The organism is Stenotrophomonas sp. CASM114 (assembly GCF_049384325.1).
In the GTDB taxonomy this organism is placed as follows: domain Bacteria; phylum Pseudomonadota; class Gammaproteobacteria; order Xanthomonadales; family Xanthomonadaceae; genus Stenotrophomonas; species Stenotrophomonas muris.
Genome location: NZ_JBMRGJ010000001.1, coordinates 77,063 through 92,594, shown reverse-complemented (window position 1 = coordinate 92,594; position 15,532 = coordinate 77,063). Strand labels below are relative to the sequence as shown.

Here is a 15,532-nt window from a genome sequence, read left to right as displayed (position 1 = left end):
CGCAGCTGCGGCGACGATCGGGGAGGCACACGCAACGCATGCCCTGCCACTGATAGACGGTTCACGCGAGACGAAGCCGACAGCCAAACGCTGCAACGGCGGCACCGTCGCGGAAATGGCGACGCCGGCCCAGAGGCCGGCGTCGGGTCAAGCAGGATTCAACCCGTGCTGCGGATTACAGCGGACGGCCGATGCCGGCGCAGGTGCTGGGGTTGTTCAGGCCGGCAGTGCTGCTGGCCAGCACGAAACGGTTGCGGATCGCATCGCGCCAGGCCTTGGTCAGCGGGATGAAGCCGTGGTCGGTGATCGACTTCTCATACGCGACGGTGTAGGTCGCCGGATAGTGGCGCGCCAGGAAGCCGCGCAGGCTGGTGGCGACGCTCGAATCCTTGTAGCACTGGCCAATCACCAGGTTGGTGTAGCCGGCGATCGGATAGCCGGCCGACGGGTTGCCGAACACCGGCACCCAGTTGGCGGGGTTCTCTGCATCGGTGCCGGTCGGCGGAGCGACGGTGTCCAGGGTGGCCTGCACGCTCACCTGGTCCGGCGAGAAGCCCTTGACCTTGGCGACCTTGGTCGCATCGGTCAGGTTCGGGATCACGTCCGGGCCAACGTAGCCGATGCGGCCTTCAGCCGCGTAGACAGTGTTGTACAGCGAGGTGCCGCCGGTGGCCGGGGCGGCCACCAGGAACGCCGGCAGGTTGCCGTTGGCATCGCGCTTGTACAGGTCGGCGAAGGTCGACTTGATGGCGAACTTGCCGCCCACCAGCTTCGAGGTGTCAGCATTCTCAGCGGCACAGGCCGCGGTCAGGAAGCGGCTGAACATTTCGCTGGTGCCGCTGCTTTCCGCGCGATACACCACCTGGATCGGGCCGCTGCGGTTGGCATCGATGGTCGACCAGTCGCTGATCGCGCCCGAGAACACGCCGCAGATCTGCGCCACGCTCAGGTTCACCGCCGAACCGGCCTTGTTGAACGGGATGGTGACCGAGGTGGCCACCGACGGCACCTGGATCAGCGCGCCGTAGCGGTTGGCATTGGTCGGCTGGTTGAAGTTGGTGGTGTAGGTGTTCAGCTCGGTGCCGCTCAGTACCGAATCGCTGCCGGCGAAGTGCACGGTGCCGGTGGTCGAGAACAGCAGCGAGTTGTTTTCCAGGAAGGCCTTCTTGCCGGTGCCCGAACCGGTCACGGCGTAGCTGAAGTTCGCCGGCAGGATGCTGTCGGACGAACCCTTGTAGAGGTCGGCCGGCAACGAGGCACCGCCGCCGGTCACGGTCTGCGCCGAGGCGGCGCCCACGGTGGCGAGCAGCGCGGTGGCAACCAGCGCGGCCAGGGTCTTGCACTTGTTCATGATCTTCTCCTGAAGGGTTTACTGCGAAGGGAAACACCAAGGGAGGAACGGTCACTACACGCCTGCTGCCGCCGAGGGCCTCCCAGCCCACTCTGCGGCGACGTGTCCATGCTGGTCCGCGCCGATGACAGGCCGCTTAAGAAACCTGTGGAAGATCGGAAAAAGGTGTGGAGGATTGTGTGGAGAATCGAAGACGGCGACCGGGTAGAGTCGACTGTGCGTCGACTGGTGCACGGAGCGCTGGTCCTGTCGAAGTGTGCTTGGGAAGCAGTCGACTGACAGTCGACTCCACCCGTGATGCGCGTTGCGCATCACTGCACCAGCTGGTTCATTTCCATGATCGGCATCAGCACCGCCAGCACGATCGTCAACACCACGCCGCCCATCACCAGGATCATGGTCGGTTCCAGCAGTGCGGTCAGCGCCATCGCGCGACGCTCGATCTCGCGCGAGATCGTCTGCGCGGCGCGTTCGAGCAGTGGCGCCAGCGAACCGGTCTTCTCGCCGCTGGCCACCAGATGCACCAGGATCGGCGGATAGACCTTCTGTACCTTCAACGCAGCACCCAGTGCCGCACCTTCGCGTACGCGAGCAGCCACATCATCGGCACAGCGCGCCAGCAACGCATTGCCAAGCGTCTGCCGCGCCGCTTCAAGCGCACGCAGCAGCGGGACACCGGCGTCCAGCAGGATCGCCAGCGTCGAGGCAAAGCGCGCACTGTTCACACCCAGCACGAAGCGCCCGACCATCGGGACCCGCAGCAGCATCGCGTCCCAGCGCAGGCGCAGTTCCGGCCGGCGCAACGCCAGCCGCCAGGCCACCACCAGCGCAGCGATGCCCAGCCCTGCCCACACGCCCCAGCTGCGCACGAACGCGCTGGCGGCCAGCATCACCTGGGTCAGCATCGGCAGCGTCTGCCGTGCCTGAACGAACGCGGTCACCACCTGCGGCACCACGTAGCTGAGCAGGAAGATCACGATCGCCACCGACACCAGACTGATCGCCGCCGGATAGATGAAGGCGGTCAGTACCTTGGCCTGCAGCGCGTTGCGTTCTTCAATGTAGTCGGCCAGGCGCTCCATCACCCGTGCCAGGTCACCAGAGTCTTCACCAGCGCCCACCAGCGCCCGATAGATCGGCGGAAAATCGCGTGGCCGCGCGGCCAGGGCCACGGTCAGGCGCTGGCCGGCCCGCACGTCGGCGCGCACGGCGGCAAGTGCCTGGGCCAGATGCGCGCGCTCGGCCTGGTCGATGACCGCACTCAATGCAGCTTCCAACGGCAGGCTGGCGGCCAGCAGGCTGGCCAGCTGGCGCGTGGCCCAGGCCAGCTCGCTGGCAGACAGTCGCCGGGCAGCCCAGCCACTGCCGGCACTGCGCGCCACGCTGACCTGCACGGGTGTCAGCCCACGACCGCGCAGCACCTGTCGCGCGCCGCGCGGGCTGTCAGCGTCCAGCTGGCCCTTCTCGATGCGGCCCTGCGCGTTGGCGGCCTGGTAGTCGAACAGCGCCATGCAAGCCTCAGTCGTCGCCGGTGACGCGCAGGATCTCTTCCAGCGTGGTCACCCCGCTGTCGACCCAACGCTGGCCGTCCTGACGCAAGGTCCGCATGCCGGCACGCCGCGCCGCCTCGCGCAGTGCAGGTTCACCCTGCCCTTCATGGATCAGCGTACGCACGCGATCGTCCACCACGAACAACTCGTGGATGCCGGTACGCCCCCGGTAGCCGCTGTTGGCACAGGCCGCGCAACCCACCGCGCGCCATACGGTACGGCCGTCCCCATCCACCTCGGCACGCCGGCATTGGGTACACAGCCGCCGCACCAGCCGCTGCGCCAGCACACCGCGCAGCGACGAGGCCAGCAGGAACGGTTCCACGCCCATATCGGCCAGGCGCGTCACTGCCGAGATCGCGTCGTTGGTATGCAGGGACGCCAGCACGCCATGGCCGGTCAGCGACGACTGCACCGCAATCTGTGCGGTCTCCAGGTCGCGGATCTCGCCGATCATGATGGTGTCCGGGTCCTGGCGCAGGATCGCGCGCAGCGCGGTGCCGAAGCTCATGCCGATGCGCGCGTTCACCTGGATCTGGCCGATGCCGGCGAAGTCGTACTCCACCGGGTCCTCCACGGTGAGGATGTTGCTGGTGCTGCTGTCGAGCTGGCCCAACGCGGCGTACAGCGAGGTGGTCTTGCCACTACCGGTCGGGCCGGTGACCAGCACGATGCCATGCGGCTGCCGGATCAATCCGGTGAACGTGGCCAGAGTGTCATCGGCCATACCCAGGCGCTGCAGCTGCAGACGGCCGGCATCCTTTTCCAGCAGTCGCAGCACGGCGCGCTCGCCATGCCCGGTCGGCACCGTGGAGACTCGGATATCCAGCGGACGCCCACCCACGCGGATCGCGATGCGCCCATCCTGCGGAAGGCGCTTCTCGGCGATGTCCAGGTGGGCCATGATCTTGATGCGCGATACCAGCGCTGCGTGCAGTGCGCGCCGTGGCTGCACCATGTCGCGCAGCGTGCCGTCCACCCGGTAGCGCACCACCGAATGGGTCTCGAACGGCTCGATGTGCAGATCGCTGGCGCCATCGCGTGCGGCCTGCGCCAGCAGCGCGTTGATCATGCGGATCACCGGCGCATCATCCTGCGCGTCCAGCAGATCGGTGACTTCCGGCATGTCCTGCATCAGCCGGTCCAGATCGACTTCGCTCTCGGCGGCACCGACCACGGCAGCGGCGTCGCCGCCGTCACGGTACTGCTCAGCCAACCGCTGCTGCCACGTCGCGGCATCCAGTACCTGGAAGGGCAACGGTCCATGCCGGCGGCGCAGTTCGGCCACGGCCCACGCTGCGGTATCGACGGTACCCAGCAGCACAGGCTCACCGCCAACCTCGGACAGCATCACCCCATGGCTGCGCACCCAGGCGTACGGCAGTGGCGCGGCGGCGCTCACGGTCCGATCACCAGTTCCGGCGTGTAGCCCAGCCCGCGCAGTTGCTGCAGTGCCGGGTCCAGCGTCGCCGGGTCGCGCGGCAGCCGCACCCGCAGGCGCTGGCCACTCTCGCCCGGCGTCGCCTCGGCATAGGCCTGCAGGCCCAGCGCCCGCACCTGCGCCACGCCCTGGCGGGCACGGGTCGGGTCCAGCCCCTGTGCGAACTGCACCAGCTGCGCATCGCCGTCACCGGCCGGATACAACGCTGCCAGGCTGGTGTTCTGCAGCGGCTGGCCCTGGCCATCGCGCGCATTGCCCTGGCCGAGTACAGACAGGTCCTGCGGCGGCAGCTGCGGTGCCGACAGCGCCGGCAATGCCCAGCTCTGCACCGGTTGCGCGCCAGCCTGCGCGTTGCGCATGTAGTCATAGCGGTCGCGGGTCAGGCGCTGGCCGGCGGCCGGGTCACGCACTACGTGCGGACGCAGGAACACCATCAGGTTGGTCTTGGCGCGCTTGCGTGTGTCGCTGCGGAACAAGGCACCCAGCACCGGAATCTTCCCCAACCCCGGCACCGCGTCACGGCCATGGCTGACGCTGTCTTCCAGCAGGCCACCCAGCACCATGATCTGGCCATCGTCCAGCAGCACGCTGGTATCCAGTGCGCGCTTGTTGGTGATGATGCCGGCCGTGCTGTTCGCGCTCTGCGCATCGATGCTGCTGACTTCCTGGTAGATGTCCAGCTTCACCGTGCCGCCCTCGGAAATCTGCGGGCGTACCCGCAGCTTCAGGCCCACGTCCTCGCGCACGATGGTCTGGAATGGATTGTTGCTGCCGCCGCCACCGTCGGTCACGTAGCGGCCGCTCACAAACGGCACGGTCTGCCCGACCATGATGCTGGCCGCCTCGTTGTCCAGCGTCATCAGGTTCGGCGTGGACAGGATGTTGGCACCGCCCTTGCTCTGCAGCGCGTTGGCCAGCGCCTTCATGTTGAGGATCTGGCCGACGCCGGGCAGGTTGATCGTGCCGTCGATCACCCCGATCTTCAGGCCATCCTTGGGCAGCACGTCCAGGGTCGTGCGCGCGGTGGTGTTCAGCCCGCTGCCACCGCTGGTGCCGCCGAAGTGGGTGCCGGCGAAGGTGCGGCCATTGCCCAGCATCCACTGCACGCCCAGTTCGGCCGCGTCGGTCTGGTTGACCTCCACGATCAGGCTTTCCACCAGCACCTGTGCACGGCGCTGGTCAAGCTGGTCGATCACCCGTCGCAGGTTGCGGTACACCGGTTCCGGCGCCGAGATCAACAGCGTGTTGGTGGCCACGTCCGCCTGTACCGAAATGCCGTTCTGGCTGAAGCCGGTGCTCCCGGCGTCGATCGGGTCGCGGCGGTTCGGATCCAGCCGCTGCGATTCCAGCGCATTGCTGCCGGCCCTGGCCTGTTGTGGCTGCGACGGCTGCGCCGGTGCGGAACGGCCTGCATCGCCAGGCAGTGGCGTGATGCCTTCATTGCTGCCCACTGCCGGCGCATCGCTCTGCCCCGCAACCACGCCGCGCAGCACGCCGGCGAGCTGATTGGCCTGGGCATTGCGCAGGTAGACCACATGCAGGTTGCCGGACTCGTCCTGCGCGCGGTCCAGCTTCTCCACCAGCTGCCGGGCCAGACGGGTGCGCCCGGGACTGCTGGAACGCAGCAGCACGCTGTTGCTGCGGGGGTCGGCCATCACCACCACCTTCTGGCTGGGCTCTGCGCCCTGCGCATCCAGCAGCGGCGCGACCATCGCCGCGACGTCTACGGCGATGCCCTGCTGCAGCTTCACCACATCGGTGTCCATGCCGGCCGGCGTGTCGACGCTGGCGATCACCCGCGCGATGCGCTCCAGGTTGTCGGCATAGTCGGTGATCACCAGGGTGTTGTTGCCCGGGTTCGCCGTGATCGGATTGTCCGGGCTGATCATCGGCCGCAGCACCGCCACCAGCGCGGCGGCGTTCTCGTAGCGCAGCGGGAAGGTGCGCGTGGCGACCTCGCCTCCTGCACCGCCACTGCCCACCCGGCCACCGAGCAGCTTGGCGTCGGCCTGCGGCACCACCCGGCTGACGCCGCCATTCTCGACCACGGCGAAGCCGCGCATGCGCAGCGCACCCAGCAGCAGCTGGTAGGCCTGGGTACGGCTGACCGGGCCATCGGAGACCACCGTCATCTTGCCGGTCACCCGCGGGTCGACCAGGAACTGGCGGCCGGTGAACCGTGCCGCCATCCGCAGCACGCCACCGATATCGGTATCCACCAGGTTCAGCTGCACCGGCTCATCGCGTGTGTCCTGCGCTGCCACCGGCGCCGGCACGTGGGCCATGCCCACGATCAGGGCCAATGCAGTACTGCAGGCAAGGCTGCGCATCGCCCTCATGGAGGGGCACCCGCAGTGGCCACCATCACGATGTTTCCGGAAATCCGTGCCGCCGGCATGTTCGCGTCCCCTGTGCGTGTCAGTTGCAGCTGCTGCAGCTCGATGGCCGGGTCGGCCAGCAGCGGCAGCAGCCAGTTCCATAGCGCATCGGCGGGCACCGCCTGCACCTGCAGGTGCCAGCGCCCGTCGCGCGCTTCGATATGCAGGCCGTCGGCAAGGCCGGCGGTCTTGATTCCATCGCGCAGCCCGGCCAGTGTCGGATGCTGGCCCTGCGCCAGCTGCTGGCGCTCACGGACGCGCAGCAGCGGTGCCAGTGCGCGCCACTGCGCCTGCAGCCGCGGTAGCTCGGCCTGCCAGTGCGTGCGCTGCTTCAGCAGTGGCTCCAGCCACAACGACCACAGGCCCGCCACCAGCAGCGCCACCACCATCACCCACAGCATCCGCCGGTCGCGCGGTGGCAGGCGTTGCCAGCGCTGCTGCAGGCCGGCCAGCCCCCCGCCCAGCCGCAGGGTGCGGGCCGTCACTGTCCCGCTCCGCTCACCCGCAGGCGCCCACCGGCGTCGCGCGCCAGCAGCAGGCCCTGCACCTGCAGCGCGTGCTGCCAGTGCTCAAGCCGCTGCGGATCGTCGGCCAATGCCTGGGCATCGGCATCCAGCTCCATGTCGAGCTGGCCGGGCTGGTAATGCAGGCTGCGCACCTGCCCGGCCAGTTCCGGAACCGCCAGCAGCGTGCTGGCTACCTGCCGTTGCAACGGCGGCAACGGTGGCGCCGGTGGCGGCACCGCCAGAGCACGCCTTGCCTGCAGCACCGGATCCACCACATCGGTGATCTCCGGGAAGCGTGCGCTGAACTGCCGCGCCATGTCCTGTTGCAGCGCCTCGCCCTCGATCCGCCAACGCCAGACCTGCAGCTGCAGGCCGAGCGCGGCCAGCAGCACTGCCGCCAACGCGAGGCCGATTGCCAGGCGTGGCGCTTGCCGACCCGCACCGGGCAGCGGCAGTGACCACCCCGGCAGAGGGCCACATGCCTGCCGTTCCTTCATGACGGCGGTGGCCGGCAGGCTGTCCGGCCACGCCGGCGGTACGCTGCCGATCCATTGCACGGCCTGCACGCCGGCCTGTCGCAGGCGCACGGCCAGCGCCTGCATGACTGCACACGCATCACGTCCGCCATACCACTGGACGAACCCCCGATCGCGCCCGCTTCGCACCAGCAGGTGCTCGCCGCTGACCTGCAGCGTGGCCTGTCCGTCCTGCCAGGGCAGCAGCAGCGGCGTCGGATGGAGTGCCTGCAGCTGCAGTCCGCACGAGGCCAGCAACTGCTGCGCCTGCAGGACCGCCTGCTGGCCGAGCCAGGCCACCGGAACCGTGCCGTCAGCCGCCTGCGCACCGTGGGCCAGCGCGACGTCCTGCAGGTCGTCCAGCAACATCGCCTCCACCTCACCCTGCAACGCCAACTGCAGGCGTCGCCCGGACAACGGTGGCAGCTGCAGTTCCAGCAGGATCAGGTCGCTCGGATCGAGGCAGGCATGCACCGCAGCCCGCGGATGCCGCAGGCCCAGCGCCGCCAGCGTGGCGCAACCGTGAGCCAGCACCTCGCCCTTGTGCAGCTGCGCCCAGTCCACCGCGCTGTTGGAGTGCAGACCCTCAAGCGTCGGCAGGCGTACCCGAAGCTGCGCGTTCATGCGCCGATCCTCGTCCACACGCGTTGCACACGTACGCCATCGTCGCGGTACTCGCGCCAGAGCAGCGCGCGGAAATCAACCGCGCTGCCGTCAGCCTGCACCTGGCCGACGGCCAGGAACCACTCGCTATGGATACCCAAGGGAAGTACCGCCATCTGTTCGTTGCTCAGTTGGAGTCGGTTGGCGATGTCGCCGCGATTGAGCAGCCAATGGCCAGCGTCGCGCTCACCGAGCAGCGCCTGCAGCCGTGCCGGCTCGACCGCAGGCGTCACCGCCTGCAGAACGCGCAGGTCGCTGGTGTTGGCGTTGACCAGGGTCTGTGCCGGCAACACCACGGTGCGTCGCGCCAGCGCCTGCAACGCCACCGGATCGGCACCCGGCAGCACCTGTTCGATCAGTGATTCGCGCGGCAGCGGCGCCTGCGCCTGCATGTCGCCATCGCGCAGGCGCGCCTGGATGTGGTCCGCGGCGGATGTGCAGGCGCCTTGGCCAAGCCCTTGCCCGGCACACAACGTGATGAACGCGCGCCGCGCCTCGGGGTCCGGCCTGCCATGCGCAAGCAGATTGCGCAGGTTGAACATCGACTGCGCATCGACCAGCTGCAGCCGCACCGGCAACGGCGCCTGCAGCTCCAATGGGCGCGCCCAGCGCCCGCTGCGCACCGTGGTCAGCTGTTCCTTTGCATCCGCACGCAGCTGCTGCGCCGCACGTTCCAGCGTTGCGTCCACGGCCATGCGTACCTGTGCGCGCAGCTGGTCACCACGCAGCGCGCGCAGCTGGGCCGACTGCCGGGTGAGCAGTGCAGTGGCAATCACTGCCACCAGTGCCACCACCAGCAGGGCGACGATCACCGCCATGCCACGTTGACGGACACTCGAAACAGACCGCATCCGGGCTGACATCGGCCTGCCTCACAGCTGCCAGGAGCCGATGTCCGCGTTCCCGGCGTCGCCACCGGGCTTGCTGTCCGCACCCAGCGAGAACACATCGATGTCGCCATGTGTGCCAGGCACCTGATACTGGTACGGATGGCCCCACGGGTCATTCGGCAGGCGATCCAGATAGGGCGTGACCGGCATCGCGCCACTGCCCTGCGGCGGCTTCACCAGCGCCTGCAGGCCCTGCTCGGCGCTGGGATAGCGACCATTGTCCAGCTTGAACAACTTCAGCGCCTGCATCAGCGCCGCGATGTCCTGGCGCGCTGCCACCACGCGCGCCTGGTCGGGACGGTCCATCAAGCGCGGCACGATCAATGCCGCGAGAATGCCGATGATCACCACCACCACCATGATCTCGATCAGGCTGAAACCCTGCTGCCGAGCCCTGCGACCACCCACCTGCCTTGCCATTGTTCCGCCCTCGTCATCCTGGAAGAGACCGCTGCGCCATGGTCAGCGGTGCATGTGTCAGTACGATAAACATCCGCCGGCAATTCGCTGCGCATGTGCCTGCGCAGGCGCCGGCGCAGCCGGTACGCGTGCCGCCTCGAGCAGGTGTGGCGGCACACTGGACAGCGTTTCGTCGATGCAGCCGCGCAGCAGCGGAAGCGCGCACGCCTGCAACAGGCGCACGCACTGCATCGGCGACCACGCGGTGCCATGGTCGAGGCCGATGAACGTGCGGTAGGCCTGGTGATAGCGCAGATCGTCGTACACGCGCTGCGCACTGTTGAGATCACGCACGACCACCAGCAGGGCCGCACGTTGCAGCAGCCGCGCATCGCCTGCGTCAAGCGGCAGCGCGTTCATGGCTGCTTCGGACCACGGCCGCAGCTGCAGATCAAGGGCGCGCCGCAGCGCCGCCAATGGATGCGCGCTGCTGTCCAGTACCGCCCAGCGCGCCGCATCGGCCCAGGCATCACTGGACAGCACCCAGACCCACGAGTGCCCGTAGCGTTGCACATTCAAGGGCGTGTGCCGCGCCTGCTCCAGTGACCGGCTCAGGTGGCGATCCAGCTCCAGCATGCTGATCCTGCGACTGTCTGCCATCTGCGTCGCCCGTGCTCCGCGACGCGCGGTGCGTCGTACTCTGGAGAAGACGTCAGCAAGGCAGGTGAAGCGACAGCGCGAATGCCGCTCTGTGCGCTGGGTGGTGCTTCATCGGCAACGTCATCGCAGCGTCATCCGCCTGCAGGCTTCGCGCTGCAGGCGCGGTGCGTCACCCCCGCAGCGGCGGGCCAGTACCGCCACGTCGCTGCGCGCGGCGAACGCGACCAGCGCGTCTGTCATGTCCACGTCATCGCACCACGACGCCATCGCAATGCGCACCGCGGGCAGCTGCCAGCCGTCCATCACCCCGCGGGTGCCCGCCACGAACCAGTGCCACAGCCGGTGGTGCAGCACCTGCTCGTGCAGCTGCGCGAGATCCCTGATGCCATGCATGTCCATCAGCAGCAGTGCGCGTGCCAGCGCCGCAGGCGGCAACACACCGGTTTCAGCCAGCGGCAGCACCTGCTGCTGCAGGCGCAACAGCATCGCCAGCGGGTGCGACTGCGGATCGAAGTCCAGCAGCACGGCCTGTTGCTGCCACTGTGCGTCCGATACCACGCATACCCATGGCGAGCCGTAGCGGTGCACCATCAACGGCCGTCGCTGGGTGGTTTCCAGCAACGCCGACAGATTGCGGCGCAGATCCAGCACACCGATGGTCTCGTTGCGCATCCTTGGCGTCTCCTTGCTTGCAACAGCCCTGCGCGGCGCGCACGGCCAGCGTCTTCACCTAACCAAGGACGGCAATGCCACCTGGAAAGCGACGCAGATCCAGCGACATCGTCAGTCGCAGCTGCTCCAGCGCCGCATCCGGATCATCGATGCGGAAGCGGCCGCTGACCGGGGCGCGCGCCAATGCCGATTCACCCAGCAGCACCTTGCCGCGGCGGTAGCGGTTGATCTCCTCCACCACCTCGCGCAGCGGCGCCCGGCGGAACACCAGCATGCCTTCGGTCCAGGCACTCACTTCCGAGGCCACGGCTTCGGCCACCACGCCACTGAGGCGCTCGTCGTACCGGGTCTGCTGGCCCGCCTGCAGCTGCAGGCGGCCCTGCGGGTGCTCGATCCGGGCGCTGCCCTGCAGGCAGGTCACCCGTACCTGGCCGTGGGTGTTGCGCACGTCCAGGCGCACCGCCCCTTCATCGGCAATCACGCAGCCCGCCCCTGCGAACAGGGCCAGGCGCAGGCCGGCCCGGGTCTCGATCGCAGCCTGGCCCTGCACCAGCTCGAAGCCTTCGCCCTCCGTGTCCGCACGGCGGCGCAGGCTGCTCTGCGTATCCAGCTCGATCTTCAGCTGTGGCGAAGGTGCGATCTGCAGCCGTTCACCGGTACCGGTGTGGAAATCGGCCGTCATCGCCGTCACCGAGGGCCACAGCCCCAGCGGCGGACGGATCGCCGCCACCACTGCCAGGCTGGCCGGGGCGGCAATCGCGGCGCCCAGGAAGGCACGCCGGCTCCAGCGCTGGGTCGGCGTCGGCGCGACCGGTTGGCGTGCGGCGGCAGGCAGCTGCTCGCCGGCCAGGCGTACCTGCTCCCATTGCCGGCGCGCACGGCCGAATGCTTCGCGATGACGGGGATCAGCCTCGCACCACGCGCGGAAGCTGCGCCCGTCGGCCGCAGTAGCCTCGCCCGAGGTCAGGCGCACCACCCACGCGTGCGCCTGGCGCTCGACGGCATCCAGCGGGCGTTGCGGGTGATCGTCAGGATCCATGGGGGCTCATGCCGGACCCGCACGCTGCGGGGTTCTGCTCGGCGTCAAAGTGTAGACGGATGCCGCCGCTCAGAACCGCACCTGGCGCCCCTGCCCGCTGCGCTCGGCCAGGTAGTCCTGGGCCGCCTTCAGCTCACGCTGCACCAGCCGCAGCGACACGCCGAGGTGATCGGCGACGTCACGCTGCTGCAGGCCATCGACGCGGATTGCCAGCAGGATGCGGCGACGCCGCTCGGGCATGCGCTGCAGCAGGCCCACCATGTCCTCCAGCGCGAAGTCCAGTTCGGCCGCCTGCGCCGGCCCCGGTGCCGGGTCGGCCATGTCCATCAGCGTCTCCACCTCTTCCAGGCTCAGCAGGCGATGGTCGGCACGTTGGCGGTCGATCACGGTATTCATCGCCATGCGCAGCAGGTAGGCCGCAGGGTTCTGCACGGCGTCCAGGCGGTCACGGCGCGCACTCAGGCGCATCCAGGTGTCCTGCAGCGCGTCACCGGCCAGCTCCTCCGATCCCAGCTTGCGCACCAACCGGCGTTTCAGCTCGTCGTAGGCCCCCAGAAGGTGGTCCATCAGGTCAACTGCGCCAGCCGCAACGTTGCTCATGTTCGAATCCTTGAAGTCATGGAAGGGGCGCGCGCCCGCCACAGTCGTGGTCGGTGCCGGAAGGACGTATCTGCAGGGTCACCGGCTGCGCCAGCGCGGCGGCCTCGGTCGCCAGCACCAGGCCCTGCAGCGCCTGCAGCAGGCGTGCATCGCGGCGGGCACTACCACTGCCGGACAGCAGCTCGGGCTCGCTCACCCGGCCCGCACTGTCGATGCGGAAGCGCAGCGTCGCGGCGTAGCGGCCGGGCGCGATCTCCGGGTCGTCACAGAACGCCGCACGCAGCCGCTGCTGCAGCCCGCCATAGCGACGCCGACGTTCGGCCTCGGGAAGTTCGGCGCCAACACCGGGTTCGGCGGCCGAGGACGTGCCCCGGCGCAGCACCACGCGCTGCGCGCCGATCACCTCGACCTCGATGCCGGAGTCCTGCAACAGCACCTGCAAGGCAGGCAGCGGCTCCAGGCTGGCGCGCAGCGCATGGCTGCTGCGGCCCGCGGCCAGGTCGCCCGGGTACATCACCGACCACCCACTGATGACGCTGAAGCGCTCGACCGCCTGTTCCAGCGGTTGCGCAGGGATGTCGTAGGCATGAACTCCGTCCTGCCCGGCAGCGGCAAAGGACAGCAGCAGCCACGCGACGATGGCCACCTTCCAAGTTCTGACCGCATGGTGTCCATTCAGCCCCCTGACGTAGAACACATGACCCTCGGCAGCGACAGCAGCTGCAGTGGACGCGCACCAGGACCAGCACCCCGGCCCGCGCGCGACCCGCAAGCGGGCTCAAACCGTAGCGGGGCCACATGTCATTGCGATGACCGCCGCCTACAGCCGACGTGAAGCCAGTCACCCATCAGGAATCAATAAATCGAACAGACCACCTCATCCACGCCTGGGGTCAGAGCCCGTTGCGAAGCAACGGGATCCGACCCCGTGCCGGCCCAAACGTGTCGACCAAGGTCGACACCCACCAGGAGCAGTTCATGCCGTTCCGGCAGATCGCGGGAAACTGTCGAAGGCGGGGTGGGTCTGGTTGCAGGGGTGTCCGCGGCATGGATGCCGCGGCCAAGCCCCCATGGAAGGGTCTACGGCGTCCCCTGCAACCGGACCCACCCCGCCATCCAACGGAATGCACGCTGTTGCTTCGGCTGTTGCTTCTGGGGTTGCCGGCCAGCGGCCGGCACTACCTGCGGGCGCCGGGTGCAACCCGGCCGCAAACCCCCGCCCTTCACAGCGGCAGCTGGGTCGTCTGCTTGATCCGCTGCATCGGAATCTCGGTCTTGGTGTTCTGCACCCCGGCGATCCGGTTCAGGTGCTGCATCTGGAACTGCCGGTAGGCATCAAGGTCGGCCACCGCCACCCGCAGCAGGAAATCGCAGTCACCGGCCATCAGATGGCATTCAAGCACTTCCGGGAAAGACTTGATGCTGTTGATGAAGTGATTGGTGGTGTCCTCGTCCTGCCCGCGCAGCCACACGCGGACGAATACCGTGAAGCCACGGCCCACCTTGGCCTCGTTCAACAAGGCCACGTAGCGGTCGATGTAGCCGCCTTCCTCCAGCAGCCGCACCCGACGCAGGCAGGCCGACGGCGACAGCCCGACCAGCCGGGCAAGCTCCAGGTTCTGCAGGCGGCCGTCGCGCTGCAGGGCGTCGAGGATACGCCGATCGAGGTTGTCGAGCTGATACTGCATGGGATTTCGTCCTTGTCACTTTTAGCCGCATGAAATATCAATCATCCAGAATCCAGTGGCATCAACGCAACCCGATTTCGCGATCGGACCGCTAGCATGGGCCACCCCCACCTCGTTGTGCCGTTCCATGGACGCCCGTACCACCCTCCCCCTGCCCGACACCTGCGATACCGCGCCGCGTGCCGAATTCCTGCGCGGCCTGCGCGCCGCCGTGCCGGTGATGATCGGTTTCATTCCCTTCGCCCTGGTGCTCGGCGCGCAGGCCGCCCAGAAAGGCCTGAGCGCACTGGAAGTGCCACTGATGACGGGCCTCAACTTCGCTGGCGGCTCGGAGTTCGCCGCCGTCGAACTGTGGACCTCGCCACCGCACATCGCACTGATCGTGGCGATCACCGCACTGGTCAACAGCCGCCATCTGCTGATGGGCGCCAGCCTGGCCCCACTGCTGCAGCACCTGCCGCGCCGCCGGGTGCTGCCGGCGTTGTTCTTCATGTGTGACGAAAGCTGGGCGATGGGCGTGGCCGATGCGCGCCGCCGTGCGCTCGGCTTCAGCCTGGCCTACTACCTGGGCGTCTCCGCGGGCCTCTACACCGTCTGGGTGGCCTGCACCGCGCTGGGTGCGATCGTCGGGCCGCTGCTGGGCGACATCCACGCCTACGGCTTCGACATGGCCTTCCCCGCCGTGTTCCTGGTGCTGCTGCGCGGCATGTGGCAGGGCATGAAGGCCGCGCGCCCGTGGCTGGTCAGCCTGGTCGTGGCCGCCGCCACCTATCTGCTGATCCCGGGTGCGTGGTACGTGGCCAGCGGCGCATTGGCCGGCCTGGCCGCCGCCTGGCTGCTGGCGGAGGACGCAGCATGATCTTCAACGGCCTGATCCACTGGTCCTCGGTGCTGACCATCGTGCTGATGGCCGCCGCCACCTACCTGACCCGCATCGTCGGCTTCCTCGCGCTGCGCAACCGCACGCTGGGCAAGCGCGCGGTGACGGTGATGGAAGCCGCCCCGGGCTGCGTGCTGATCTCGGTGATCGCTCCGGATTTCGTCGCCGACAAGCCCGCCGACCTGGCCGCGCTGGCGATCACCCTGCTGGCCGCCACGCGGCTGTCGATGCTGCCGACGGTGCTGATCGGCGTGGTCTCTGCGGGTGTGTTGCGCTATCTGATGGGGTAGCTACCGGACC

General features: G+C 68.5%; 16 protein-coding genes. 2 read left to right on the top strand and 14 right to left on the bottom strand.

Annotation, left to right across the window (positions count from 1 at the left end; genetic code table 11):
• Positions 1 to 175: 175 nt before the first annotated feature.
• The 14 genes from VG566_RS00425 to VG566_RS00360 all read right to left on the bottom strand — a co-directional run bounded on the left by VG566_RS00425 (position 176) and on the right by VG566_RS00360 (position 14,352).
• Positions 176 to 1,351: a substrate-binding domain-containing protein gene (locus VG566_RS00425; protein WP_014647364.1), complete on the bottom strand. Its 1,176-nt coding sequence runs from the start codon at positions 1,349 to 1,351 to the stop codon at positions 176 to 178.
• 311 nt (positions 1,352 to 1,662) lie between these two features.
• Positions 1,663 to 2,862, bottom strand: coding sequence for a type II secretion system inner membrane protein GspF (gspF, locus tag VG566_RS00420; protein WP_241883963.1), 1,200 nt, complete (start codon positions 2,860 to 2,862; stop codon positions 1,663 to 1,665).
• Positions 2,863 to 2,869: 7 nt separating this feature from the next.
• A complete protein-coding gene (gene gspE, locus VG566_RS00415) occupies positions 2,870 to 4,303 on the bottom strand; it encodes a type II secretion system ATPase GspE (protein WP_080354472.1) in 1,434 nt (477 codons plus the stop codon).
• The gene (gene gspD / locus VG566_RS00410) at positions 4,300 to 6,681 is read right to left on the bottom strand and encodes a type II secretion system secretin GspD (protein WP_423172639.1); all 2,382 of its coding nucleotides are present in this window, start codon (positions 6,679 to 6,681) and stop codon (positions 4,300 to 4,302) included. The genes gspE and gspD overlap by 4 nt, the downstream gene beginning before the upstream one ends.
• Positions 6,678 to 7,205, bottom strand: coding sequence for a type II secretion system protein GspM (gene gspM / locus VG566_RS00405; RefSeq protein ID WP_241883965.1), 528 nt, complete (start codon positions 7,203 to 7,205; stop codon positions 6,678 to 6,680). Before gspM ends, gspD begins: the two co-directional genes overlap by 4 nt.
• Positions 7,202 to 8,365, bottom strand: a complete 1,164-nt coding sequence (gene gspL, locus VG566_RS00400) for a type II secretion system protein GspL (protein WP_241883966.1) — start codon at positions 8,363 to 8,365, stop codon at positions 7,202 to 7,204. The genes gspM and gspL overlap by 4 nt, the downstream gene beginning before the upstream one ends.
• Complete coding sequence (gene gspK / locus VG566_RS00395) at positions 8,362 to 9,267, bottom strand: type II secretion system minor pseudopilin GspK (protein WP_164165885.1); 906 nt, start codon at positions 9,265 to 9,267, stop codon at positions 8,362 to 8,364. Before gspK ends, gspL begins: the two co-directional genes overlap by 4 nt.
• 9 nt (positions 9,268 to 9,276) lie before the next feature.
• Positions 9,277 to 9,714: a type II secretion system major pseudopilin GspG gene (gspG, locus tag VG566_RS00390; protein ID WP_014647371.1), complete on the bottom strand. Its 438-nt coding sequence runs from the start codon at positions 9,712 to 9,714 to the stop codon at positions 9,277 to 9,279.
• A gap of 57 nt (positions 9,715 to 9,771) precedes the next feature.
• Positions 9,772 to 10,329: a hypothetical protein gene (locus VG566_RS00385; protein WP_241883967.1), complete on the bottom strand. Its 558-nt coding sequence runs from the start codon at positions 10,327 to 10,329 to the stop codon at positions 9,772 to 9,774.
• A 144-nt stretch (positions 10,330 to 10,473) separates the two neighbouring features.
• The gene (locus VG566_RS00380; RefSeq protein WP_049439478.1) at positions 10,474 to 11,025 is read right to left on the bottom strand and encodes a hypothetical protein; all 552 of its coding nucleotides are present in this window, start codon (positions 11,023 to 11,025) and stop codon (positions 10,474 to 10,476) included.
• A 58-nt stretch (positions 11,026 to 11,083) separates the two neighbouring features.
• Positions 11,084 to 12,064 (bottom strand): FecR family protein, encoded by a 981-nt coding sequence (locus VG566_RS00375; protein WP_111206989.1) that lies wholly within the window; start codon positions 12,062 to 12,064, stop codon positions 11,084 to 11,086.
• 69 nt (positions 12,065 to 12,133) lie between these two features.
• On the bottom strand, positions 12,134 to 12,664 hold the full coding sequence (locus tag VG566_RS00370) for a sigma-70 family RNA polymerase sigma factor (RefSeq protein ID WP_241883968.1): 531 nt from the start codon (positions 12,662 to 12,664) through the stop codon (positions 12,134 to 12,136).
• A 16-nt stretch (positions 12,665 to 12,680) separates the two neighbouring features.
• Positions 12,681 to 13,361 carry a TonB-dependent receptor gene (locus tag VG566_RS00365; protein WP_423172638.1) on the bottom strand — a complete coding sequence of 227 codons (681 nt, stop codon included), beginning with the start codon at positions 13,359 to 13,361 and terminating at the stop codon, positions 12,681 to 12,683.
• 526 nt (positions 13,362 to 13,887) lie between these two features.
• The gene (locus VG566_RS00360; RefSeq protein WP_005413654.1) at positions 13,888 to 14,352 is read right to left on the bottom strand and encodes an Lrp/AsnC family transcriptional regulator; all 465 of its coding nucleotides are present in this window, start codon (positions 14,350 to 14,352) and stop codon (positions 13,888 to 13,890) included.
• Positions 14,353 to 14,479: 127 nt separating this feature from the next.
• Between VG566_RS00360 and VG566_RS00355 the strand changes: the two genes are divergently transcribed.
• Both VG566_RS00355 and VG566_RS00350 read left to right on the top strand, forming a co-directional pair.
• Positions 14,480 to 15,211: an AzlC family ABC transporter permease gene (locus tag VG566_RS00355; protein ID WP_049439472.1), complete on the top strand. Its 732-nt coding sequence runs from the start codon at positions 14,480 to 14,482 to the stop codon at positions 15,209 to 15,211.
• Entirely contained in the window at positions 15,208 to 15,522 is a 315-nt protein-coding gene (locus VG566_RS00350; protein WP_032959954.1) for an AzlD family protein, read from the top strand. Before VG566_RS00355 ends, VG566_RS00350 begins: the two co-directional genes overlap by 4 nt.
• Positions 15,523 to 15,532 lie beyond the last annotated feature (10 nt).

Bases quoted from the DNA above. Each gene is read 5' to 3' on its own strand.
- gspF (WP_241883963.1), bottom strand. From the start codon at position 2,862: ATGGCGCTGTTCGACTACCAGGCCGCCAACGCGCAGGGCCGCATCGAG.
- VG566_RS00355 (WP_049439472.1), top strand. From the start codon at position 14,480: ATGGACGCCCGTACCACCCTCCCCCTGCCCGACACCTGCGATACCGCG.
- VG566_RS00350 (WP_032959954.1), top strand. From the start codon at position 15,208: ATGATCTTCAACGGCCTGATCCACTGGTCCTCGGTGCTGACCATCGTG.
- gspL (WP_241883966.1), bottom strand. From the start codon at position 8,365: ATGAACGCGCAGCTTCGGGTACGCCTGCCGACGCTTGAGGGTCTGCAC.
- VG566_RS00385 (WP_241883967.1), bottom strand. From the start codon at position 10,329: ATGCTGGAGCTGGATCGCCACCTGAGCCGGTCACTGGAGCAGGCGCGG.
- VG566_RS00425 (WP_014647364.1), bottom strand. From the start codon at position 1,351: ATGAACAAGTGCAAGACCCTGGCCGCGCTGGTTGCCACCGCGCTGCTC.
- VG566_RS00370 (WP_241883968.1), bottom strand. From the start codon at position 12,664: ATGAGCAACGTTGCGGCTGGCGCAGTTGACCTGATGGACCACCTTCTG.
- gspD (WP_423172639.1), bottom strand. From the start codon at position 6,681: ATGAGGGCGATGCGCAGCCTTGCCTGCAGTACTGCATTGGCCCTGATC.
- VG566_RS00360 (WP_005413654.1), bottom strand. From the start codon at position 14,352: ATGCAGTATCAGCTCGACAACCTCGATCGGCGTATCCTCGACGCCCTG.
- VG566_RS00375 (WP_111206989.1), bottom strand. From the start codon at position 12,064: ATGGATCCTGACGATCACCCGCAACGCCCGCTGGATGCCGTCGAGCGC.
- gspK (WP_164165885.1), bottom strand. From the start codon at position 9,267: ATGTCAGCCCGGATGCGGTCTGTTTCGAGTGTCCGTCAACGTGGCATG.
- VG566_RS00380 (WP_049439478.1), bottom strand. From the start codon at position 11,025: ATGCGCAACGAGACCATCGGTGTGCTGGATCTGCGCCGCAATCTGTCG.
- gspG (WP_014647371.1), bottom strand. From the start codon at position 9,714: ATGGCAAGGCAGGTGGGTGGTCGCAGGGCTCGGCAGCAGGGTTTCAGC.